The organism is Phocaeicola coprocola DSM 17136 (assembly GCF_000154845.1).
Classification (GTDB): Bacteria; Bacteroidota; Bacteroidia; order Bacteroidales; family Bacteroidaceae; genus Phocaeicola; species Phocaeicola coprocola.
The window spans coordinates 124,386-146,918 of record NZ_DS981490.1; the positions used below are offsets into that span (position 1 = coordinate 124,386).

Consider the following 22,533-nt stretch of genomic DNA (forward strand, 5'->3'; position numbering starts at 1 on the left):
ATTTTATCAACCGTAACTAGCATGAAACCACAATTATTGATAGCATCTCCTGTATCTGGAAGCGGAAAAACTACTTTTACGCTGGGATTGTTGCGTGTTTTGCAGCAAAGGAGATTGCGTACACAAACATTTAAATGTGGCACTGACTGCATAGATACTCAGTATCATTCGATTGCTGCTGGTTACGATTCTGTAAATCTGGATGCCTGGCTGGCATCCGACAGTCATATCCAGTCTGTTTATAATAAATATGCAGAAAAGGCTGATGTATGTATAACTGAGGGGAGCATGGGACTCTTTGATGGCTATAATCGTATGCAAGGGAGTAATGCTCATATTGCGCGATTATTGAAGATACCCGTAATATTAGTGGTCAACGCACGTGCAACTGCATATTCAGTAGCGCCTGTATTGTATGGATTCAAACATTTCAAGAATTTGGTTCATGTAGCAGGTGTTATTTTTAATCAGGTTGCTTCATCCGTTCATTTAAATTTGTTGCGTGAAGCTTGCGTCGATGCAGGTGTAGAATGTCTGGGATATTTACCTATAATAGATGATTTTAAATTGCCTTCCCGCCATTCTGGCTTGACACTGACAGCCAGGCGTTCTATAGACGAACAAATAGACCAGATCGCTTCTCTAGTGGACAAATATGTGAATGTAGATAAGTTGTTAAGTTTATGTGAACGCATTTTCCCCTGTCAGCATATTCTTCCTTACACATCTGATTCGGAGTTAGAAAACAGACCAATAACAAACAGTAAAAAGTTACGTATAGCTATCGCACGCGATCCGGCCTTTTGTTTTTTATCGCGTGAAACGATTGATTCCTTGTCACGAAACGGGCAAATTACCTATTTTAGTCCTATATATGGCAGTGACCTTCCGGAAGCTGATCTGGTTTATATTCCAGGAGGATATCCGGAACTGTTTGCACGTCAGCTATATCGCCGGAAACGATTATTCGGACAGCTTCGCAACTATATTGAGAATGGAGGCAAACTGCTGGCCGAATGTGGGGGAATGCTCCTGCTTTCACACTCTATAACCGCACGTCGTGGGGGAACTTCCTATGAAATGGCTGATATCTTTCCTTTTAATTTTACAGTGACCGATTCGCGAGTATGTACTGGCTATCGTCAAATGAATTACCGGAAACTGATGCTGCGTGGTTATGAATCTCATTATACAGAACAACTTGTAACGTCTGAAAATTTAATTCCGGCAGCATCAGTTTATACAATGCGTGGTAATACAGTACCATCTTCGTTCTATCGGCATAATAATGCTTATGCCAGTCTTGTACGCTGGTATTGGGGAGTAAATGATATGCTGGATTTATGGAGTGATGAAGATCTTTTATAGTCGGTCTTTAAAAACTGATATTTATTCCAGCCATAACTGTTGCCCGTGGCATCGGATATCCTGCATTAATCTCATATTTTTGCGCCAGCAAGTTCTCACCGCGTGCCCAGACATTCAACCAACGGCAAGCTTGATATGAAGCCCGTATGTTCCATAAAACAAATTCTTCTGTTTTAATTGGATCGGTTTGTGTATAAAGTCCGGAAATATATTGTATGCCAGTAGATATATCCCAATGTCTATAGTTAAAGTTGACTCCGGTATAAAGCTTGTGCTTTGGGGCTGCCAAAACAGGATTCTTCATATGCAGATAACTATAATTCCCGTCGACAGACCAATATTGACTGATACGCCAGGCTGCTTGTAGTTCTATTCCGGAATTTTCTATTTCGCCGGAATTCTGATTTAGCATACCACTACCATTGGGATTGGGAAGAGTTTCAATAAGATTTTTCCCGTCAATGTAAAACAAGTTTACTCCATAAGTAAATCTGCCGTTCAGCAATTGTTGCGAAAAAGCCAATTCATAATTCCACATGGATTCCGGTTGTAAATCGGGGTTCTGTGGCGGAAACATATACATCTCCCGTAGAATTGGGTAACGGAAGCCCTTCGATGCAGAAGCTTTCATTTCAATCGTATGGGGCAAATGAAAAGCCAGTCCTGCTTGTGGCACCCATTCCAATCCAACACGTGAATGATGATCTGCGCGAAGTCCGGCATTGAAAGTCAGCCATGTTCCTATATTTTGGCGCAGATCAACATAGCCAGCCAATTCGTTTTCATGCTTGTTGACCAGATCTGATGTTGTACCTATATGCTCTTCACTTACATATTCATTCCAAGCCTTACCTCCGTATCGAAACCAGTCAATCCCTGCTGTTATTCGGTTTCCCTTAAAAAACTGCATACTCTGATAGAGTGAAACTCCCATCATATTATCCCGTGAGTTAAAACGCCCATCCTGAGGTTTCTCTTCTTTCGAAGGTGTATATCCATCGTTAATCCAATGTTTTCCCCAATTGTAAAAAAACTCAGACCTCCGGATGTCTGTTCATAGTTGTTTTCAATAGCGAATGAAGTTACCCCTCTCGTAATACGCTGGTCACCGTCGAGCAACGGAGCCGTTATCGGTCCCGGATATGATGCATTGAAATGGGTTATGTTTATATCTCCTCGCAAATTCCAGTTGCCGGTCATTTCATAGCCTAATTTTGCATATCCTCCGTATTGTTCAAACTCCATATTATTACGATGCCCGTCTGTACGATTATACGACCCTGACACTACACTGGAAAAACGTCCTTTACGAATACGGCTGGTGAATTCTGATTCCAATGTGTTGTAAGAACCATATCCCATGTGAATATTAGTATTTACACCGTTGTCATGCATTTTGCGGGTGACAATATTTATTACGCCACCCATTGCATTGGAGCCATAGAGTACAGATGCCGGACCTCTTAGAACTTCTACCCTATCGGCAAGAAATGATTGGTAAGCATCTGCTATAGGGTGACCGAATATACCGGCATATTGTGGATGACCGTCAATCATAACCATTAATCTGCCTGTCCCGCCACTTAGACCACGCAGCGAAATACCTCCGGCAGCACCAGTTGAAACCCCATATCCCATGATACCTCTTGAGGTGACAAACAGTCCCGGAATTTGTTCGGTAAGCACAGGTAATAAAGAGGGTTGCATGGCATGTTCTATGTCGATGCGGTTGATTACGGAAACTGTTTGTGAAAGATGGCGCACATCTGTTTCGTTACGGCTTCCTGTAACCACTACCTCTCCTATTTCATAAACTTTGCTTGCACGAATTGTATCATGTTTTTGTTCTTGCGATATCCCTGGAGTACAGATCAGGTTCAAAAAGCCTGCAAAAACAATTGTTTTTCTTAACAATAGTTCGTTAAAAATTCGCCAAGCCTAAGCGGCTCTGGCAGTAAATAAAATGAGTTCTTTGAAAAGTTTGTCAATAACTTGCGGGTCTGGGCTAATCCCAAACACGCAAATAAATCGTTCAAGCATATAAGCATTGTGTATGAATGACTTGCAGGAGGATATGGAATAGGCTATTCCGAGCCTCTTACATGCCGCTTTGGCCAAGTTGACAGCAGCAAGCGATGCATTGAAGTGAAAATCCAATTTCCTGAAGTCGGTAGACTGGCAGCTGGTGATTCCTGCATGCTGCTTGCCATCTCTAAAGAAATTCCAACTGGAACCTGGTTCTGTAATAATCCAGCACCTCGCGTCCATCCATGGAATCGTCTGTAGAGAAATAAAGTTGCCACTTGTCTGTTCTTCCGTCCATCGGATACCAGACGGCTAAGGAAACATACCTTTTGAAAGCTTTAGCATAAACCCTCAATCCGTATAGCTTTCCTTTGTTCACCTCGTATTCCTTGCACCGGGTCAAATCCAGATTGGCAAAGTCAATCCTGCCGTCAAACCACTTGGGATGACCACGTTTTCCTGTTTTCTTTTCCAATGTCGGATAGTACAGGACAACATCATTCCTAAAGCGGCTGATGACATGGAAACCGTTCTCACACATAGGCGTTACGAAAGTTTCCTTGGAAAAGAATGCGTCTGCAACCACCGTTCTGGACAGGCTCTGTAGCTTGTCTTTTCTGCTGATAAGATAGCAGCTGTACCAGTCAACAAGGTTCTTGTCCATATTATCCAAGGTCTTACAATCCGGTGTCTGAATGGAACCTAAAGTCATGCATTCATGGTTGTCGATGTCAATGACACCGATGCCCATGATTTCCAATCCTCGCTTGTACTCTCCTGCACAACCGGACCAGAAGTAACCTATCCAAGGTGTCTTCTTGCCTGATTTGGGAATATAGGAAGGGTCGATGGCAATGGCTTTTCTTTTGCCTGTGAGATGCTTGCTGATGATAGATCCGTTGAACGCAAACCAGTCGAAAGTTTCATGCTCAAAAAGGTTACGATAAGTCTGTTCTGAGAAACAGCCATATCTGCCCAATTGGAGGAAGTTTATACGATCCGGGATGGCCATGAATAATTTCATGGTGTCCATGAATGCTTTTTCAAAAGGTTTGTGTATATTCGCTACTGATTTGAGAGCCGACAGGCACTCGGATTGGTATTGCATAAGGAGTGTTTCTTTAGTCATAATCAGAAGAGTTCAGAGACTTCTAATTTACTAAGAAATAACGAATTATGCAATACTTTCCTCCTTTATTATCAGCAGGTTAGCTCTCTTTTTTTCAGCACATTTCTTCATGCTTAACCATTCGTTTTTGACAACATTTCAATGACCTCTTTAGTGTTTCCGAACCAGCTTTTGCCGGTTCTGTTGTTTAACTTTTAATCTTTCGGTAAAAATTTACCGAAGTATTGTCTTAATATTGGTTATTCTATCCATTACTGATTTTGATTTTGATGGCAAAGATACCCTATTTCAGGATATAATACTTACCTCGATTACTGATTATGTTTACTTTATTACGGTTTCTTAGATAAGAAGTGATATGTTTTTATAAGCAGTTTATTAGTTTATATAGATTGTACACGCATTTCTTTTCAGACAAAATACAAGAAAAGTAATGTAAATATTAGAGAAAAAATCATATCTTTGCATTATGATTGAATTAGCAAAACATATTGAAGTATTACTCCTGGAGAACGATTGCGTGATTGTTCCTGGTCTGGGAGGCTTTATAGCTCACTATCGTTCGTGTGTATACAACGAAGATACGGGAGAGTTTTGTCCGCCGGCACGTACAATCGGCTTTAATCCTCAACTTGTCATGAATGACGGTTTGCTTGTACAGTCTTATATGCAAGCATATAATACGGATTTTCCTGATGCAACCCGCAAGATAGAAAAGCTCGTACAGAAACAGAAAGAAGATATTTACCGATACGGACATATATATTTGAACAATGTAGGTACGCTGTATTATAATATGAACGGAGTATATGAATTTGAACCGGAAGCAAATGGTTTCTTTACTCCTTCATTATATGGACTTCAAGGATTCACATTTCCAAAGTTGTCACCAGAGAATGTACCTCAGGAGAAACCTTTGGTCGAATATGCTATGCCCCGCACGGTAAAGACCAGTACACGCCGTTCGTCCTTTCATTATCGCAGATGGAGCAAGAACATAGTAGCAATAGCAGCTGCAATATTGTTGTTTTTCTTGTTTTCTATTCCAGTGGAAAACACCTACTTGGATGATGCTGAATATGCTTCTTTAGGTTCGACTGGATTATTTGATGCTATTAAAAATCATTCTATGGCATCAAGTATTATTACGGTCTCTCCTTCTGTTCAGCAACAGGAAAAGAAACAAAAAACAGTAAAAAAGCAATCTGTAAAGAATAATATCAATACACTGAAACCGGTTGCTGTGAAAATAGAAAAAGTTGCAGCTCCATCGGCAAAGCCGGCAGCACATGTTGTAAAGGATGTGAAGCAACCTGTAGAAAAAAAGACTCCTGCAGCTAATAAAGTGCCTCAAAAAGCGACTACAAAAGCTGACAGTTATATTATAGTTGCAAGTCTGGCAACAAATAGTGACGCAATGCAAGTCGTAAAACAAATGCAGCAAAAAGGTTATAAGGAAGCGCAAATTCTGGAATCGGACGGACGTTTCCGTGTTGCAATCAACCGATATACTAATCAGACTGATGCATATAAACAGATTAAAGAATTGAAGAAAAATGCAGATTTTGCGTCAGCATGGGTGCTTACAACTAAATAAACCGAGAATAATCACATTATGAAAAGAGTCAGATGTCCGAAGTGTGACAACTACATACAATTTGATGAAACAAAATACGAAGAAGGTCAGTCATTGGTTTTCGTATGCGATAATTGTAAAAAACAGTTTGGTATCCGTATTGGAAAATCCAAACTGAGTGCAGGTTCCCGTCGTGAAGAAGTCGTTGATGAGAGAGAAGGAACGCAAGATTTTGGCAACGTGATAGCTATAGAAAATGTTTTCGGCTATAAACAAGTGCTCCCTTTGCATGAAGGTGATAATATAATAGGTCGCCGTAGTAAAGGGAATGAAATTGATATTCCTGTAGAAACAAATGATCCAAGCATGGATCGCCGGCATTGCGTGCTGAATGTAAAGCAAAACAAACAAGGGAAAATCGTATATACCCTACGGGATAATGACAGCATAACGGGAACTTTCCTGATGAATGAACTTTTAGGTCCCAAAGATCGTGTACGTATAGAAGACGGAGCCATTTTTACTCTTGGAGCAACTACGCTCATTTTACGAGCAGCAGAAGAAAAATAAATTTTTATATATTAAGGATAACTAAACTAAATAACCTAACTTTTTAACCTAACTTTGTTATGGCATCAAACAACGTAATGATTGTACGCCACAAGCTATTGGAAAAACTGGTCGCTTTGTGGAAGGAAAACCAGCTAGTTGAAAAAATAGATCGTGTTCCTTTGGAATTCAGTCCTCGCCGTTCTCAACCTGTAGGACGCTGCTGTATTCATAAAGAACGCGCCGTAACGAAATATAAGTCACTTCCGTTGCTGGGCTGGGATATGTCTGATGAAACGGATGAACTGACTCCTCTATCGGAATATGCCCGTCAGGCATTGGATCGTAGAAACAAACTTAAAGAAAATATTCTGTGTGTTATAGATGAAGCATGCTCTTCTTGTGTACAGGTTAATTACGAAGTAAGTAATCTGTGCCGTGGTTGTGTGGCCAGAAGCTGCTATATGAACTGCCCGAAAGGAGCTGTACATTTCGACAAGAAAACAGGACAGGCACATATTGATCATGATACTTGTATCAGCTGTGGTATTTGTCATAAAAGTTGTCCTTATCATGCGATTGTATATATTCCGGTACCTTGTGAAGAAGCATGTCCGGTAAAAGCAATCAGCAAAGATGAAAATAATATAGAGCACATAGACGAAAGCAAATGTATTTATTGCGGAAAGTGTTTGAATGCATGTCCGTTTGGCGCAATTTTCGAGATATCTCAGGTATTCGATGTGTTGGAAGCAATACACCGTGGTGAACAGGTTGTTGCAATTCCGGCTCCTTCTGTACTGGGACAGTTCGATGCAACTATCGACCAGGTTTACGGAGCTTTGAAAGAGGTAGGCTTTGCTGATGTAATAGAAGTTGCCGAAGGAGCTATGCAGACAACAAGCAATGAGGCACACGAATTACTTGAAAAGCTGGAGGAAGGACAAAAGTTTATGACAACCTCATGCTGTCCTTCATATATTGAGCTAGTAAACAAGCATATTCCTGCTATGAAGCCTTATGTGTCAGGTACAGGCTCTCCTATGTATTATGCTTCACGTATTGCCAAAAAGAAATATCCGGAAGCAAAAGTTGTTTTTATAGGTCCGTGTATTGCAAAGCGTAAAGAAGCACAGCGTGATGAGTGTGTAGACTACGTAATGACATTCGAAGAATTACACTCAGTATTCCGTGGATTAGGTATTGAACTGGCTCAAGCCAATCCGTATAAGGTTGCCTATGAATCTGTTTGTGAAGCCCATGGCTTTGCACAAGCTGGTGGTGTTGCAGGAGCAGTTAAGTCATATTTGGGTCCTAAGGCAGATGGTATAAAGATGCTGCAGTTCTCAGACTTCAACAAGAAGAGTATCGGACAGATGCGTGCATGGGCTAAGACAGGAAAAGTGGATGCCCAATTCATCGAAATGATGGCATGCGAAGGAGGATGTGTAACAGGACCAAGTGCTTATAATGATTCTGTTTCAGGAAAACGCCAGTTGAATCAAGATTTGCTGAAGCGTACGCTGAAATATGAAAATTATAAAGAAGAATAATCTCTTCTCTACCTTATGAGAAGTTTAATAGAACGTCTTCATCGGGAGCATACACTGGCTCCCGATGAATTTCGTATCTTATTGAGTCAGTATAATGATAAGGATTTATCCTATATCAATGCTTTTGCAAGAGAAGTTTCACATGCTAGCTTTGGAAACCGGATTTTTATCCGGGGACTTATTGAAGTTGGCAACCGATGTAAGAATGACTGCTACTATTGTGGTATCCGGCGTAGTAATCATCTGATAGAACGCTATCATTTGGATGAAGAAACAATTCTGGCGTGTTGCCGACATGGTTATGAACTGGGATTCCGGACGTTTGTTCTTCAGGGAGGAGAAATGAATGATGATGAAATGATTATACGTACTGTATCCTCTATTCGAAAAGAGTTTCCAGACGTAGCAATTACACTTTCATTAGGAGAAAAAGAAACATCTGTATACGAACGTTTTTTCCAGGCTGGAGCTAACAGATATTTACTTCGTCACGAAACGCATAACGAGCTTCATTATCGCAAGCTTCACCCTGAAGCTATGTCTTTGTCCAACCGTCTGAGGTGTCTGGCAGACTTGAAGCGTATTGGTTTCCAGACTGGAACAGGGATTATGGTAGGAAGCCCATATCAGACTATTGATAATTTGATAGAAGATATCCTTTATATCGAAAACTTTCAACCAGAAATGATCGGTATTGGACCGTTTCTTCCACATCATGATACTCCTTTTGCAATGATGCCTTCGGGAAGTTTGAACCAGACACTGCTCCTACTCTCCATTTTCCGTCTGATGCATCCTCATGCTTTAATTCCTTCTACAACAGCACTTGCTACCCTTTCTCCAGAAGGACGAGAAAAAGGCATATTGGCAGGAGCCAATGTGGTAATGCCTAACCTCTCTCCCGTCATACAACGGAGCAAATATTCCTTATATGATAATAAGGCTTCTCTAGGTGCTGAAGCAGCCGAAGGGCTTCTTCTGTTGGAACAGCGACTGAAAGTAATAGGATATGTCATAGATAAAGGCCGAGGAGATTACAACGCATACTAAACATCGTTTTATTATTAAATATAAAGTCAATTATGTATAAAATAGATTCACCTCATGCAGAAGAATTCATCAATCACGATGAAATCATGGCTACACTGGATTATGCAAAAGCCAACAAAGACAATCGTGAGTTGATTCGTTCTATCATAGATAAAGCTCGCGACTGTAAAGGACTTTCTCATCGTGAAGCCGCCGTTCTGTTGGAATGTGACGACAATGATTTGTTGGAAGAAATATATGCACTGGCACGCAAGATCAAACAGCGCTTTTACGGTAACCGTATTGTTATGTTTGCTCCGCTTTATTTGTCAAACTACTGTGTAAACAGTTGCGTATACTGTCCTTACCACATCAAAAACAAGTCGATTGCCCGCAAGAAGCTTACTCAGGATGAGATTCGCCAGGAAGTCATTGCATTGCAAGATATGGGACATAAACGTCTTGCTATCGAGGCTGGTGAAGATCCGCTGCATAATCCGATAGAATATATCCTGGAATCTATAAAGACCATTTACAGCATTCAGCATAAAAATGGAGCTATCCGGCGTGTGAATGTAAATATAGCTGCAACAACAGTCGAAAATTACCGTCGTTTGCACGATGCAGGAATTGGAACTTATATTTTGTTTCAGGAAACTTATCATAAAGAGAACTACGAAAAACTTCATCCACGCGGACCCAAAAGTAATTATGCATATCATACAGAGGCAATGGACCGCGCTATGCAGGGAGGTATCGATGATGTAGGAATAGGAGTACTATTCGGACTTAATACATATCGGTACGATTTTGTTGGTATGTTGATGCATGCTGAGCACTTAGAAGCTACATACGGAGTAGGACCTCATACTATTAGTGTTCCGCGTATCTGTTCGGCCGATGACATCAATGCATCCGATTTTGAAAATGCTATTTCAGATGAGATCTTCCAGAAAATTGTGGCTGTGATCCGTATCAGCGTTCCTTATACTGGTATGATTGTTTCTACTCGCGAATCTCAACGCTCACGAGAAAAAGTATTGGCATTAGGAGTTTCTCAACTTAGTGGAGGTTCACGTACAAGTGTTGGTGGATATGTACACGAAGAAACTCCCGAAGAAAATTCGGCACAGTTTGATGTAAGCGATCGCCGTACTCTTGATGAAATAGTATCCTGGCTGTTGAGATTAGGGTATATCCCCAGCTTCTGTACAGCGTGTTATCGAGAAGGTCGTACGGGAGACCGTTTCATGTCGCTGGTAAAAACCGGACAAATAGCCAATTGTTGTGCTCCAAATGCGCTGATGACACTACAGGAATATTTGGAAGATTATGCTTCTCCAGAAACGCGTGAATTGGGTGTGAAAATGATCCGTGAACAGATGGAACAGATTCCTAATCCTGCTATCCGTCGTCGTGCTTTGGAAAATCTGGAACGTATTTCCGAGGGACAACGAGATTTCAGATTCTAATTAATAAAGTTTGAATTTTATGCAAGAAACACCTCGTGCCAACCGCCTGCATATCGGGCTATTTGGCAAACGCAATAGTGGAAAGTCATCGCTGATTAATGCCCTTACTAATCAGGAAGTAGCTCTGGTTTCGGACATAGCAGGAACAACCACTGATCCTGTATATAAAGCAATGGAAATACATGGAATAGGTCCGTGTGTTTTCATTGATACCGCAGGGCTTGATGATGACGGTGAACTGGGAGCACTTCGTATCCAGCAGACTATGCGTGCTATGGATCGCACTGACATTGCATTATTAGTGTGCACAGGAGATGATATAGAGAAAGAACTTGAATGGAGTCGTTTGTTGAAAGAGAAAAATATTCCAGTAGTATGGATATTGAATAAAGCAGATTTGCTGACAGACGTTACTTCTACAATTCGTTCGATAGAAAAAAAATGTGGACAGGTTCCCCTTGGGGTAAGTGCCTGCACTAAACAAGGAATGGAAGATATCCGTCGTAGTCTGATTGCTAAATTACCTGATGAAACAATGTCGCGAGGGATTGTTGGCAAACTGGTGGAAGAAGGAGATACGGTAATGCTCGTTATGCCACAAGATATTCAGGCTCCTAAAGGCAGACTAATCCTTCCTCAAGTCCAGACAATTCGTGAATTACTTGACAGGAAGTGCCTCGTAATGAGTTGTACGACAGATCAAATAGATCGTATGCTTCAAGCATTAGTACATCCTCCAAAACTCATCATTACAGATTCCCAAGTTTTCAAGACTGTATATGAAAAGAAGCCTTCTGCAAGTAGATTGACTTCTTTCTCTGTCCTCTTTGCCCAATATAAAGGTGACATTGATTATTTCATAGAGGGAGCAAATGCTATTGGAAGACTGACAGAAAATTCTCGTGTCTTGATAGCAGAAGCGTGTACTCATGCCCCACTAACTGAAGATATCGGAAGGGTAAAAATACCCAATATGCTTCGTAAAAAGTTTGGATCAGGATTGCTGATTGAACATGTCTCTGGAACAGATTTTCCTGAGGATTTAAGTAAATATGATCTCATCATTCATTGTGGAGCTTGCATGTTTAATCGTAAATATGTGCTAAGCCGTGTAGAACAAGCACGTAAGCAGAATATCCCGATGACAAACTATGGAGTAACTATAGCATATCTGGCAGGAATTTTAGATAAAATAGATTATTGATGAAAAAAAAGTAGGTTTTATTATTGCTTATTTGTATAATAAGACCTACTTTTGTTCGACAATTCATCTGCGGTAGTAGCTCAGTTGGTAGAGCATTAGCCTTCCAAGCTGAGGGTCGCGGGTTTGAGCCCCGTCTTCCGCTCTTAATGAAGACCTTGATAGTTAAGCAATTAGCTATCGAGGTTTTCTGTTTTTAGCAGGTTACGAAAAGTCTATTTTCGGGTGGTTTCAGAGGGTGCATGTAAACCAAGATGTAAACCGAAAATTCATTATGAATGCCTGTGTTTCAGTAGTTTGCTACAAATCTAAGACATTATCCAATGGTGAAAATCCATTGATGCTCCAAGTATCTAAAGGTGGAAAGCGTAAATATCAAAGTTTAGGCATATCCATTAATCCTAAATATTGGGACTTCACACGAAACAAGCCTAAACCAAACTGTCCTAACAAAGAATATATCCAAAAGATTATCTTGGATAAACAGCGAGAACTTCAACAGCGAATGTTAGAGTTGAATGTGGAACAAAAGGAATATACTACCACCACCTTACTCAATAATGAGAATACGAAGTTTGAACTGAAAACCGTTAGTGAGTTCTACCAAGAATTGATAGAGCAATACACCCGTGAGGACAAATGCGGCAACCGCCTTATCTATAAAAGTTCTTTCAATTCACTCAAAGTATTCACTAAAGGCAAGCTGGATATACCTTTCAGCGATATAGACACTTCTTGGCTTACCAAGTATGAGAAATGGCTGCGTTCCAAAGGAAACAAAGAAACTACTATAAGCCTCATGTTCCGCACGCTCCGAAGTACATACAATAAAGCTATTAAAGCCAAGTGCGCCCGAAAGTCTGATTATCCGTTTGATGAATACAAGATTAACAAGTTCGATACCACTACTCAAAAGAGAGCGATTGCCAAAACAGACGTACTGAAATTCACGGAAGAAGTGCAGCCTGCTGGAAAACAACCATACATGGAGTTGAGCAAAGACATATTCGTATTCAGTTATCTGTGCGGTGGAATCAATTTCACGGACATAGCTAATCTGACAAACGAGAATATTCAAAATGGCAGATTGCACTATATCCGTCAAAAGACAAAAAAGCCAATCAAGATAGGAATACCGCAGGATGCCATGTGGATAATCGAGAAATATTCAAAAGAGAGTAAAGGCTATCTGTTCCCGATTTTGGATAGCAAGATACACAAGACCGCCCTACAAAAACAGAACAGAATACATAAGATATTGGGAAAGGTCAATAAGAATCTAAAACTACTTGCCTCACAGCTTGGAGTTGAAGCCAATATGACAACCTATGTCGCGAGGCACTCATTCGCAAGTGTCCTTAAAAAATCGGGGGTAAACATCGCATTGATAAGTGAAGCACTGGGACATTCAGACTTAGCCACTACCCAAATATACTTGGATAGTTTCGATAACGAGCAAGTGGATGAAGCAATGAAGAACCTACTATAACGAAAAAGAAGTCTGTAATCCACTAAAGATTGCAGACTTTTCTTTTATTTTGCAGTATAACTAATATGAATGTACTTATGTATCAGATAGAAGAACTGCCCGATTTAAAAGCGTCTTGGCATGAAAGCTACAAATGTCTAAATGAACCGCTATTAGAATATGTATGGGAAGTAGCCAATCACTTCCTGCCCGATTATGCGGAAACAGATACGGGAATGATACCCGTAGAATCTTCCGCACCTGCCATATTCGCCAACAGATATGCGGAAAGAAACTTGTCCGTTGAAGAAAGGTACGAGAGAACACAAGAAATGAAAACTTTCAAAGGAACTTTGGAAGAATACAAGAAACGAGAATACAGAAAGCTGGATGATTCTTTCAAAGAGAAGTTTCTAACTAATGAAGATTTACAGAATACCATTGAAGCGTATAAGTTGGATGTTAGCAAATTTTGGTATCTACTTCTGTTCGTATATGACTTTATAGAGGATATTGGCACAAACGCACCTGCATTGAACAAGTCCGTATTGGAAGACTTTAGTTATTTTCATGCCAATCTGTTGGAGGCTACAAGTATCACCTTAAAGAAGAACAACAAGAAAAGCTATGTTGTTGAAAGGGAGGACACAATCAGAATCATTCAAGCAGCCTTGCAGCATTTTGTCAATACATACAGCGATATTATACATAGTGAGCAAGATAGAGAAACCATGATTAAACAATTAAAGGACATAGGTTTGGAGGGCTTTATCAGAAATGACTTATCGTCAAAAATCAGCTTTACGGACAAGTTCAGTCTTGACATATCTTATAAGAAGTGGAAATTTACGGATATGTTTCTGTCTTTTATTGAAAGAAGAAAGGCTACCACCATACCCGATAAAAAAGTAAAGGTATCTAAAGACAAGATGATGCTTGTTTCAAGGCTTATCTATACAGTGGGCTATGATGGCAAAAGATATAATGAAGAATACGATTCGGAGGGTAACAAGAACAGAATGTTATCCAATCTCCTTAGAAGATACAAGAACGAGAAATTTCCGTCTGTCATAGCTAATAACTACAACGTAGTTTCATAAACGACATACATAAAAACATAGCAGAAATGCGTACTGAAAGGGTTGTTCTTTTCGGTACGCATTTTTTTTGCGTACTGGAATGGGCACGTTTTCTACACACATGGGCATTAGGCAAAATGCTTTGTTACCCCTTATTTCTGCCCTAATTTTGCAATGTCAAAAGGGAACAAATAAGTAAGTGCGCATAGCTTTAGTAGTTCTTTAATGACTTAATAATTAATATGTAAAATATCTAAAATTAGGAATTATGAAAAATTTAAAATTTGCAGAAGCATTAAATAGTGAAGTAGAAAACATAGTAGAAAACACTAAAGTAAGTGCAGCATTCGTGCAGGAACTGAAAGAAGCATTCCTCATGTTTCCCGTCAGAACGGATATGCGTTTCAAACAATCCTCAAAAGGAGAACTGATTATATCGGTCACAGTCGTTTATGCTACTGGCATGACACAACATTTTGAGGGTGCAGGAGATGCAGACCTTATTTCGGCAATACATTTCGGCATGGCTAAAATGATAAACGGCTTGCACGACTACAAAGCAGAGGAACATGAGGTCGAAATTGCCCAAGAGGGTGAAAACTTGGTAATGGAACTGTTCAAGCAGTACATGAACTCCACTATGAGGGGCTATATTGAAGCGGACTGGTACAACAACAGCGGCGAGCGTTACCGTTGCGTGAGATTTTCTTCCACATTCAACGGGAATGTAAAGTTCTGCATGAAAGCAACGGATGAAGTGAACAGCCTTATCTGTGAAGCCTGCAAACCCGAATGGATGAAGAAATCAGAAGCGGAAGCCAAACAACAAGTTCCCAAACAGAATGAAGTAGCCTAAACAATCAGCTTGGAAGGAAGTCGAGGGAACAATCTCTCTCGGCTTTCTTTTTAATCGGAACAGAGAAAATGAAACAGATACAGTTTGCCCAAACATATAATAATGAAGCTGCACACAGACAAGTGAAGCTACTAATGAAACAACACAAGCAGCTTTATATCCAAGTGAACGGTGAAGCATGGATTAGCAGTCAAGGAGTAACGAGTATAAGATACCAACTCAACGCACAAGGCTGGCAGTGGATTCTTAATTATCTGCAAACGGGAGATTATGAGGATTTTGGAGTATTCCCGTCCAGACTATCCAAGCTATGCAGCGAGTTCCAAGAGGATGTGGTAAAAGAACTAATAGAACAGAAATACAATATTGCAAGAATCCCTTTTTTACGGGAAACCGAAGCCTATATAAGACTTAGAGGGCTGTTCCGTTTCGGAAAACTCTTTTTCAGCATAAGGAGAAGCGATGAATTTATAGATTATCTAAACAGCAAAGGATTATGATTACTCTACATAAAGGTCAATACCTGTCTGACGTAATGAGTGAGATTCCGTCAAACTGCATACTTTCCAAAAGAATACCCGGCTGTGGTGCTACCACTTTGGAGCTTGAAACCCAAAGAAATTCCATTATCGTAGTTCCCAATGTACCCGTCATCAAAAGCAAGTGCGGAAAATACAGCAATCTGTTAGGCGTTTATGAAGATGTCACAACAGATAAGATTCGCAATTATCTGACTAATAACAGACTACATAAGATAATGACTACTCCCGAAAGTTTTGGAAAAGTGAAAAACGCTTGCAGTGGTATTGACATTTATAATCATTTCTTCCTGCTGATGGATGAATGCCACCAATTAATCAAGGATGTGGATTACAGAACGGACATAGTGCTGCCCATGAATGACTTTTTTCGTTTCAAAAGCAAGGCTCTTGTTTCCGCCACTCCTATCGGATTCAGTGACCCAAGATTTAAAGAGTTTGAAACAGTGGAAGTAAGTGCCGATTATGATTACAGACAAGAAATTGCGGTTACACATACTTATAATATATACAAGGCAATAAGTGAATATTTAGGCAATCACACAGAGGAAACAGTCTGCTTTTTCGTCAATTCCGTGGTAATGATTTACTCCATAATGAAACAGTTCGGCATATTGGAGGATTCTACCGTTTACTGTGCGCCAAAAAGCCGTTTGAAACTGAAAAATGAATACTCCTTTGATAATGCTTATAATGATTGGAACGCAGATACCATGAAGAAATATAACTTCTTCACTGGCAGATTCTTTACGGCATTCGACTTGGATTTGCCTTATCAGCCCGATTTGGTAATGGTTACAGACCCTTATAATTCCGAATATACCATACTTGACATAGATACGGACTGCATACAGATTTGCGGAAGATTCCGTAACGGTATAAAATCGGCAACACATATCTATCGGGTGAATCCCGAAATCATAACCAAAGACAGGGAACAGATAGAATGGGAAATTTCGGCACATGAATTTGCCTATAACACGATACAAACCTTATACAAAAGTGCGGATAACAGAGAAAGCAGATTCGCTTTCGGTGCAGTTCTTGAAACCATGCCGTTCCGTAAATTCCTATATTCGGACTTTACAAAGAACTGGTTTGCCATAGACAATGAGATTAATTCCGTATTGGTGAACAACAGATACCAATCAAGACAAAAAATAATGAATTGGTACAATGATTGTCATTTCTTCAATCCCACATTTGAGAATTGCGAATATAATGAGAATGACGAGAAATTAAAGATTATCAAGGCTGCACGCTCGGTAAAGGACAAGCGCAGAAAAATGGTACAGCAACTTGGTGAAATGGAAACTCCCTATTCAGAATATGCCTTAGACTATATCAATGATATACGGAAGATTGACCCGTTCATTGTGGAAGCGTTTGAGACTTTGGGCAAAGAGAGGATAGAAGAACTTAACTATTCCAAAAAGAAAATCAAAGAAGAAATGATTCTGACACAACGTAAGGGGAATAAAGTTATCAGACTGGTTAAGAATATATTCAAGGTTGGTAACAGATATTCCAATGAGAAAATAGTTAATGAATTAACGAGAATATATGAGAGATTGAACATACACCCCGAAGAAAATATAGAACCGAAACTTATCGGTCTCTATTATCAAGCAAATCCATTTAAATCGGGTAATATAAGAGGCTATCAATTAAATTCGGAATTAGTTTAGCTAAATGGGACAAAATCTCATTTTCTTGCCTTTCTATACCCGATACAGAAATTAAGTAAAATGTCCCTATCAACCTTAATAACTAATGAAACAGAGTAATTTTCGTACTAACTAATAATATACAGTCGCAGGAAATTCTTGCGGCTTTTATTTTTGGCACAGAACCACAGCCCCACATTTTCCCCGATTCCGATTTTCCGAATATTTCCACGTTAGGAAGAGTTATATAGTACCTACTTTATAATATGCCACATATACCTAATACCATTAAAAAGACTACCTTATTAAAGAATCACCTATATTCAGTTTGGCTGAAAGTCAAGAGAGCAAATATTATAAGGTACTTTATACAGAAAGCCCCCTCCCCATTCAGTCAGTAAGCTAAAATATATAAGAGTGTCTGCCTTACGAGTTCACAACCCAATTAGTCCCCCCTCTGTACATTGATATAAAAAGAATTATTAATCATTTAAACTTTTATCAATATGAGAAATTTAGCTATCATGCCAACAGAGAACAGAGAGAGAATGAATTTAGGTGAGTTTGCAGAAGAAGCAACCATTATTGAAGAAACTGCAATATCTAACAAGTCTTTACATTTCATAGAGGCAAACACACAAGAAGTTTCTTTAAGTCACTTGAAAAATGACTGCATTACTCCAGTGTTTGCCAAAGACAATGAGCTTACAGTAAACCATGCTGCATTTATTGAAACTGTTTGGGAAGCTGCAAACTCCTACTACAATGGTGAGGCTATTGGAACGCCCGATATTCGTGTTAGTCATGTGATTAAGGGTCGTATTCCCGAAGCTATCCACAAACCTGCTAATCAGTTGTTAGAATCAGACAAAACTATCTATTATGAAAGGGCAGCTTTCAGTATTGACATTCCTACAATCTATGAAACGGTTGAGGGTAACAAGTTGAACCTTTCAATAGTAGGGGTTAGAGCCTATAACCAAATGAATCTGTATTCAAAGAAAGTTCCAGAGTTGTTTAGGTTGGCAATAGGCTTTAAGAACCAAGTATGTTGCAATATGTGCATCTTTACAGACGGTTACAAGGATGATTTAAGAGTGAGCAATACAAGTGAACTTTACCGTTCTGCCTTGGAACTGTTCAACAACTACAATCCTGCCAAACATCTGCATTTGATGCAAAAGTTGGGCAATACTTCAATGAGTGAGCATCAATTCTGCCAAATATTGGGTAAAATGAGACTTTATCAGTGTTTGCCCAATGGCTACCAAAAGAGACTGCCAAGAATGTTGCTTACTGATACACAAATAAACAGTGTTGCAAAAGCCTACATTAATGATGAGAACTTTGGCAGCTTTGGAAATGACTTGAATATGTGGAAATTTTATAATTTGCTCACTGGAGCAAATAAAAGTTCATATATTGATTCATTCTTAGACCGCTCTTTAAATGCTACTGAAATGGCAGTTGGAATTAATGCAGCCTTGCATGGGGATGAGCATTACAAATGGTTTATTGACTAATTAATGAGAGGACATCTATTTATTAGGTGTCCTTTCTTATCTATTTTACAAACCTTTTAAATAATGAGATATGGAATTACAAGAAAGCCGTGAATATAAGGCTGCAAAAGAATTGGAAAGAGCTTTGAATGATATGAGTTGGAATCCTCAAAAATTTGCTGAAAGTACAAGATATTATCACCGTACATTACAGCAGGAATTAATGAAAACCATTGTGGCAATCATTAAAATGGTTGGTGATAAGGGGTACAGAACAGACCTTAGAAATCAAGCCTCACATGAACTTTGCAGAAAGATTATTGACAGTGGGGTATTGGATGATTGTTACTTGCCTTTTATATAATGTAATGAGAGGACATCTATTTATTTAGGTGTCCTTTCTTTTTTATTCACTTAAAAATACTACAAAATGGAAGATAATGGAAAATTGATTTTATGGGGTACATTGGTAGTTCTACTACTGATAATGATTGGTATTATCAATCCTTTTTTGCTGATACTGATTTTATCCATCTTTATTTATGCGCAATCTTAGTTACACTTTTTTATTGGAATGGGACAAAGTTTGAAATTTCTGTTGTTATCATACCTTTTTCAGAAATAGAGAATTTTGTCCCGTTCTCTAATATACAGTAACTTTCAAAAACTGCAATGTAAGAGAAACTACAAATAATGGTTATATCTAAATCTGATAGGGCATAGTTCCAAGCCAAACAGATTGCGATAACGTAATTAGCCCTACATTAATGCAAGCGTAAGAAAATTATCTTTTTAAAAAGCCATGATATGGCTTGTAGTTTATGGTATGTGCAATTTTGGGGAACTACTTATATGCCATACTAATCTACTGATTATTTAGCTATTCCATAAAATAATTTCTGAATTATGCAAACATATGCAAAGTATTGAAATACAGTTTATTTTGATAATTCAAATTAAACACATAGCTTTGCAGTGTCCGTTTACAAAATCCCATTTATTTAATCATTTAAAATTTATCAGCTATGAGTAATCTTAAAACTTACTTCAAGAAAAGTGTGTCCGTATGTAAGAAAAGCTCTGCCTATATAAGAGCTATACTCGTTCTTGCAAAGGCACTATATCATGCAATGGTGGGCAATGGAAATTATGAGGTATCATTTACCAAGATAGGGCGCAAATGGTACTGTAATGTTCCGGGCTTTCCCAAAGAACTGTTTGAACATACGCTCATGGTTAGTGGTGCATCCAACTATCTTGAATATTACTCTCGTGGAGAAAATGAGATTGTGGCTACTATCAGAATTGCTAAAGAATGGGAAGATAAGTTTTATTGCGGAGTTAGATTATATAAGGTAAGTTCCACTTTAACGGGTGGTGCTTTCTATAAAGACCCAAGCGGAAATTTTGGTGAAGAACTTTGGCTTTGTCCCGTTACTCTATTCTTATTGGGCAAATACCCGAAACTAATCTTTATCTATAAGATTAACAAAAACTACCTGCATTGTCCCATCTGTATTGAGTGATTGGGCAAATTTATCCTCACAGATACCGCTATAATTGCAAATGAATCACTAATTTTGTGGTCTAATTAACTAAAAACACAATAGATATGGAAGGTATGTTCTCTTTAGGCAATGTTGGATTATGGAGAATGGCAAGCAATGGCTATATGTCTCTAACTGGAGAAGTGGGTGAATTATTCATTACCAAAATTTTAGGAACTATCATTCTTAAATTGAAATATAAAGATATTGTTTACGCAGTTTCAAAAAACGCAAATGAAAGATATTTTAGAGTACCAACCTCGGAAGGTGGATATTTCTTCTACTTTGACAGCTTTAATGAATTAAAAGAGGCTATTGAAAAAGGCAAATAGCAGACTGATTATTAAATAGTTCGCAGTATTTGCGGACTTTTTTTATATCCATTATGAAGATTAGATACTTCTTTCATTCATTACTTAGTTAGGCAACAAACCCATATACCTTATAATCTCTAATAGAACTACATCTTTCAATCCGCAGAAACTACGGGTACTTTTTTCGGGAAGAAATCTTCTTATAGTCCCCATTCAAAAAAAGTACCTGCTTATGCTATTACAAAGAAAAGAAGCTGAATACTTCTCTAATTACTTACTAAAGATATGCTTTAGAACATTTAGAACTGCATTTATCAGCGTTTTATCTTTAGCTATTCAAAACTTTTCGCTAACTTTGCAACAATTCCAGTAGTCTTAATGCGTTAAGACACTGAAAGGACATATTTAACGAAAAGGTGTTATTGAAATTATCTTTATTGGTAAATTCTCGCAAAATTTTCCTGTAGCAAAGATAATGGACGGTAGCACCACATCTTTGGTATGTATAGCCATTATTGGCTTTCTACATATCCTTTGGTGTGGGCTATTGTCTTTATCCGCTACGAGGCAATGCGAGAAGCCCACCAATGGATAAGGATGATAAGTTCCCACACCTTATTTTTTTATTCGCTTCTTCGGGGAATTGGGAAGTACAATATTAGTGAGCAATGAAGAAGATTATTTCAATTTTAGCTTTTACAGTATTGCCAACAGTTGCTTATTCACAACTTCCATTAGTTGAATACAAACCCGTAATAGTTGGCAAAAGTAATAACAACAGTAGCAACGAACATAACCAAGGTAATAGTAATGAGTATTTCCCGAATGTGCCTTCATATTCTACTCCTAATCGTTCCACCACACAAAACTATCAGACAATAGGAGCATATTTTTTTGATACAAGTTCACAGAATTTTAAAAGAACGAAAATTAAAATCAATTTCGGGGAATCCTATTCGGGAGAAACTGAAATCTATGTTAGGGCAGTATTAGACCGTTCTTTATATAGAGAAAGTTGGAGAGACTGTAACAACAGAGCCGTTAGGGTCAATGCTTTGTTAGACAAGGAAATTATAGTGAATAATTTTGAATGGAAAGTAGAGCATACGGCTTTGGGTACTATTTACTTTAATTACTAATTGTTGAGATTATGAGAACTTTTATTCTGATTTTGTTTTCTCTATGCTTTGTCACCATATATGGGACAAATACAGAAAGTAATGATGTTGCATTATCCATAAACCAAAATTTTCAAGGCAGTTTTTCCTATAAATATGGTGAACGGAGAATAGACAAAGAACTGTATATACATAATTTAGGGAATAATGTTCAATCTTATATCGCAAGTAAAAATTGGAATGAATATAAATGTGAGGAATTTAGAAATGCGTATGGGAAATATATGGATGCACTGAAAAAAGACAGACTATCCGCAGATGATTTTGGAACAATATATGATTCTAAAGGAGAGTTAGGAAATGCTGACAATGATGATTATTGGTATGACAACAAAGGAAATAGGATAAGTGGTGCGGAGTACAGAGCTTTAAGTGTACGCAAACAAAAGAAGTATCGGGCTTTTTATGCCAATAAAGAAGTTGCCACATATTTCAATGAGATTGCTAAGGCTATAGTAAACAGAAGATATTCAGATTAACA

General features: G+C 38.7%; 18 protein-coding genes, 1 tRNA gene and 2 pseudogenes. 19 read left to right on the forward strand and 2 right to left on the reverse strand.

From position 1 onward, the window contains the following. Positions 1–21 precede the first annotated feature (21 nt). A complete protein-coding gene (locus BACCOP_RS12790; protein WP_007569723.1) occupies positions 22–1,368 on the forward strand; it encodes a cobyrinate a,c-diamide synthase in 1,347 nt (448 codons plus the stop codon). A 7-nt stretch (positions 1,369–1,375) separates the two neighbouring features. On the opposite strand, the pseudogene BACCOP_RS12795 reads toward BACCOP_RS12790, so the two are convergent. Continuing rightward, a pseudogene (locus BACCOP_RS12795) lies at positions 1,376–3,225 on the reverse strand (TonB-dependent receptor). An 81-nt stretch (positions 3,226–3,306) separates the two neighbouring features. Then, positions 3,307–4,522: pseudogene (locus tag BACCOP_RS12800) on the reverse strand (transposase). 469 nt (positions 4,523–4,991) lie between these two features. Here BACCOP_RS12800 and BACCOP_RS12805 point away from each other — a divergent pair. The 18 genes from BACCOP_RS12805 (at position 4,992) to BACCOP_RS12890 (ending at position 22,531) form a co-directional block, all read left to right on the forward strand. Then, complete coding sequence (locus BACCOP_RS12805) at positions 4,992–6,119, forward strand: HU domain-containing protein (RefSeq protein WP_007569729.1); 1,128 nt, start codon at positions 4,992–4,994, stop codon at positions 6,117–6,119. Positions 6,120–6,137: 18 nt separating this feature from the next. After that, positions 6,138–6,668, forward strand: a complete 531-nt coding sequence (locus BACCOP_RS12810; RefSeq protein ID WP_007569730.1) for an FHA domain-containing protein — start codon at positions 6,138–6,140, stop codon at positions 6,666–6,668. A 59-nt stretch (positions 6,669–6,727) separates the two neighbouring features. Beyond that, entirely contained in the window at positions 6,728–8,200 is a 1,473-nt protein-coding gene (locus BACCOP_RS12815; RefSeq protein ID WP_007569731.1) for a 4Fe-4S dicluster domain-containing protein, read from the forward strand. Positions 8,201–8,215: 15 nt separating this feature from the next. After that, positions 8,216–9,250: a [FeFe] hydrogenase H-cluster radical SAM maturase HydE gene (hydE, locus tag BACCOP_RS12820; RefSeq protein ID WP_007569732.1), complete on the forward strand. Its 1,035-nt coding sequence runs from the start codon at positions 8,216–8,218 to the stop codon at positions 9,248–9,250. Positions 9,251–9,282: 32 nt separating this feature from the next. Then, a complete protein-coding gene (gene hydG / locus BACCOP_RS12825; protein WP_007569739.1) occupies positions 9,283–10,701 on the forward strand; it encodes a [FeFe] hydrogenase H-cluster radical SAM maturase HydG in 1,419 nt (472 codons plus the stop codon). A gap of 19 nt (positions 10,702–10,720) precedes the next feature. Beyond that, a complete protein-coding gene (gene hydF / locus BACCOP_RS12830; protein WP_007569741.1) occupies positions 10,721–11,905 on the forward strand; it encodes a [FeFe] hydrogenase H-cluster maturation GTPase HydF in 1,185 nt (394 codons plus the stop codon). A 69-nt stretch (positions 11,906–11,974) separates the two neighbouring features. Then, a tRNA-Gly gene (locus BACCOP_RS12835) sits at positions 11,975–12,047 on the forward strand. A 129-nt stretch (positions 12,048–12,176) separates the two neighbouring features. After that, on the forward strand, positions 12,177–13,391 hold the full coding sequence (locus tag BACCOP_RS12840; RefSeq protein WP_040312063.1) for a site-specific integrase: 1,215 nt from the start codon (positions 12,177–12,179) through the stop codon (positions 13,389–13,391). A 77-nt stretch (positions 13,392–13,468) separates the two neighbouring features. Next, the gene (locus tag BACCOP_RS12845) at positions 13,469–14,470 is read left to right on the forward strand and encodes a hypothetical protein (RefSeq protein ID WP_040312072.1); all 1,002 of its coding nucleotides are present in this window, start codon (positions 13,469–13,471) and stop codon (positions 14,468–14,470) included. 247 nt (positions 14,471–14,717) lie between these two features. Then, a complete protein-coding gene (locus BACCOP_RS12850; protein ID WP_007569752.1) occupies positions 14,718–15,305 on the forward strand; it encodes a hypothetical protein in 588 nt (195 codons plus the stop codon). Positions 15,306–15,373: 68 nt separating this feature from the next. Continuing rightward, positions 15,374–15,805: a hypothetical protein gene (locus BACCOP_RS12855; RefSeq protein ID WP_005942262.1), complete on the forward strand. Its 432-nt coding sequence runs from the start codon at positions 15,374–15,376 to the stop codon at positions 15,803–15,805. Next, complete coding sequence (locus BACCOP_RS12860; protein ID WP_007569754.1) at positions 15,802–17,532, forward strand: DEAD/DEAH box helicase family protein; 1,731 nt, start codon at positions 15,802–15,804, stop codon at positions 17,530–17,532. Before BACCOP_RS12855 ends, BACCOP_RS12860 begins: the two co-directional genes overlap by 4 nt. Positions 17,533–18,017: 485 nt before the next feature. Then, positions 18,018–19,034 carry a DUF3871 family protein gene (locus BACCOP_RS12865; RefSeq protein ID WP_007569756.1) on the forward strand — a complete coding sequence of 339 codons (1,017 nt, stop codon included), beginning with the start codon at positions 18,018–18,020 and terminating at the stop codon, positions 19,032–19,034. Positions 19,035–19,104: 70 nt separating this feature from the next. Continuing rightward, positions 19,105–19,377 carry a hypothetical protein gene (locus BACCOP_RS12870; RefSeq protein ID WP_005942273.1) on the forward strand — a complete coding sequence of 91 codons (273 nt, stop codon included), beginning with the start codon at positions 19,105–19,107 and terminating at the stop codon, positions 19,375–19,377. A gap of 661 nt (positions 19,378–20,038) precedes the next feature. After that, a complete protein-coding gene (locus BACCOP_RS12875; RefSeq protein ID WP_007569760.1) occupies positions 20,039–20,539 on the forward strand; it encodes a DUF6717 family protein in 501 nt (166 codons plus the stop codon). A gap of 86 nt (positions 20,540–20,625) precedes the next feature. Then, a complete protein-coding gene (locus BACCOP_RS12880; RefSeq protein WP_007569762.1) occupies positions 20,626–20,892 on the forward strand; it encodes a hypothetical protein in 267 nt (88 codons plus the stop codon). A gap of 650 nt (positions 20,893–21,542) precedes the next feature. Further along, positions 21,543–22,013, forward strand: a complete 471-nt coding sequence (locus BACCOP_RS12885; RefSeq protein ID WP_007569764.1) for a hypothetical protein — start codon at positions 21,543–21,545, stop codon at positions 22,011–22,013. Positions 22,014–22,024: 11 nt separating this feature from the next. Then, the gene (locus tag BACCOP_RS12890; RefSeq protein WP_007569765.1) at positions 22,025–22,531 is read left to right on the forward strand and encodes a hypothetical protein; all 507 of its coding nucleotides are present in this window, start codon (positions 22,025–22,027) and stop codon (positions 22,529–22,531) included. Positions 22,532–22,533 lie beyond the last annotated feature (2 nt).

Excerpts from the sequence above, each read along its gene's own strand:
- BACCOP_RS12870 (WP_005942273.1), top strand. The coding sequence starts at position 19,105 with ATGGAATTACAAGAAAGCCGTGAATATAAGGCTGCAAAAGAATTGGAA.
- BACCOP_RS12805 (WP_007569729.1), top strand. The coding sequence starts at position 4,992 with ATGATTGAATTAGCAAAACATATTGAAGTATTACTCCTGGAGAACGAT.
- BACCOP_RS12855 (WP_005942262.1), top strand. The coding sequence starts at position 15,374 with ATGAAACAGATACAGTTTGCCCAAACATATAATAATGAAGCTGCACAC.
- BACCOP_RS12890 (WP_007569765.1), top strand. The coding sequence starts at position 22,025 with ATGAGAACTTTTATTCTGATTTTGTTTTCTCTATGCTTTGTCACCATA.
- hydE (WP_007569732.1), top strand. The coding sequence starts at position 8,216 with ATGAGAAGTTTAATAGAACGTCTTCATCGGGAGCATACACTGGCTCCC.
- BACCOP_RS12885 (WP_007569764.1), top strand. The coding sequence starts at position 21,543 with ATGAAGAAGATTATTTCAATTTTAGCTTTTACAGTATTGCCAACAGTT.
- BACCOP_RS12865 (WP_007569756.1), top strand. The coding sequence starts at position 18,018 with ATGAGAAATTTAGCTATCATGCCAACAGAGAACAGAGAGAGAATGAAT.
- hydG (WP_007569739.1), top strand. The coding sequence starts at position 9,283 with ATGTATAAAATAGATTCACCTCATGCAGAAGAATTCATCAATCACGAT.
- BACCOP_RS12840 (WP_040312063.1), top strand. The coding sequence starts at position 12,177 with ATGAATGCCTGTGTTTCAGTAGTTTGCTACAAATCTAAGACATTATCC.
- BACCOP_RS12850 (WP_007569752.1), top strand. The coding sequence starts at position 14,718 with ATGAAAAATTTAAAATTTGCAGAAGCATTAAATAGTGAAGTAGAAAAC.
- BACCOP_RS12815 (WP_007569731.1), top strand. The coding sequence starts at position 6,728 with ATGGCATCAAACAACGTAATGATTGTACGCCACAAGCTATTGGAAAAA.
- hydF (WP_007569741.1), top strand. The coding sequence starts at position 10,721 with ATGCAAGAAACACCTCGTGCCAACCGCCTGCATATCGGGCTATTTGGC.
- BACCOP_RS12845 (WP_040312072.1), top strand. The coding sequence starts at position 13,469 with ATGTATCAGATAGAAGAACTGCCCGATTTAAAAGCGTCTTGGCATGAA.
- BACCOP_RS12880 (WP_007569762.1), top strand. The coding sequence starts at position 20,626 with ATGGAAGGTATGTTCTCTTTAGGCAATGTTGGATTATGGAGAATGGCA.
- BACCOP_RS12810 (WP_007569730.1), top strand. The coding sequence starts at position 6,138 with ATGAAAAGAGTCAGATGTCCGAAGTGTGACAACTACATACAATTTGAT.
- BACCOP_RS12790 (WP_007569723.1), top strand. The coding sequence starts at position 22 with ATGAAACCACAATTATTGATAGCATCTCCTGTATCTGGAAGCGGAAAA.
- BACCOP_RS12875 (WP_007569760.1), top strand. The coding sequence starts at position 20,039 with ATGAGTAATCTTAAAACTTACTTCAAGAAAAGTGTGTCCGTATGTAAG.
- BACCOP_RS12860 (WP_007569754.1), top strand. The coding sequence starts at position 15,802 with ATGATTACTCTACATAAAGGTCAATACCTGTCTGACGTAATGAGTGAG.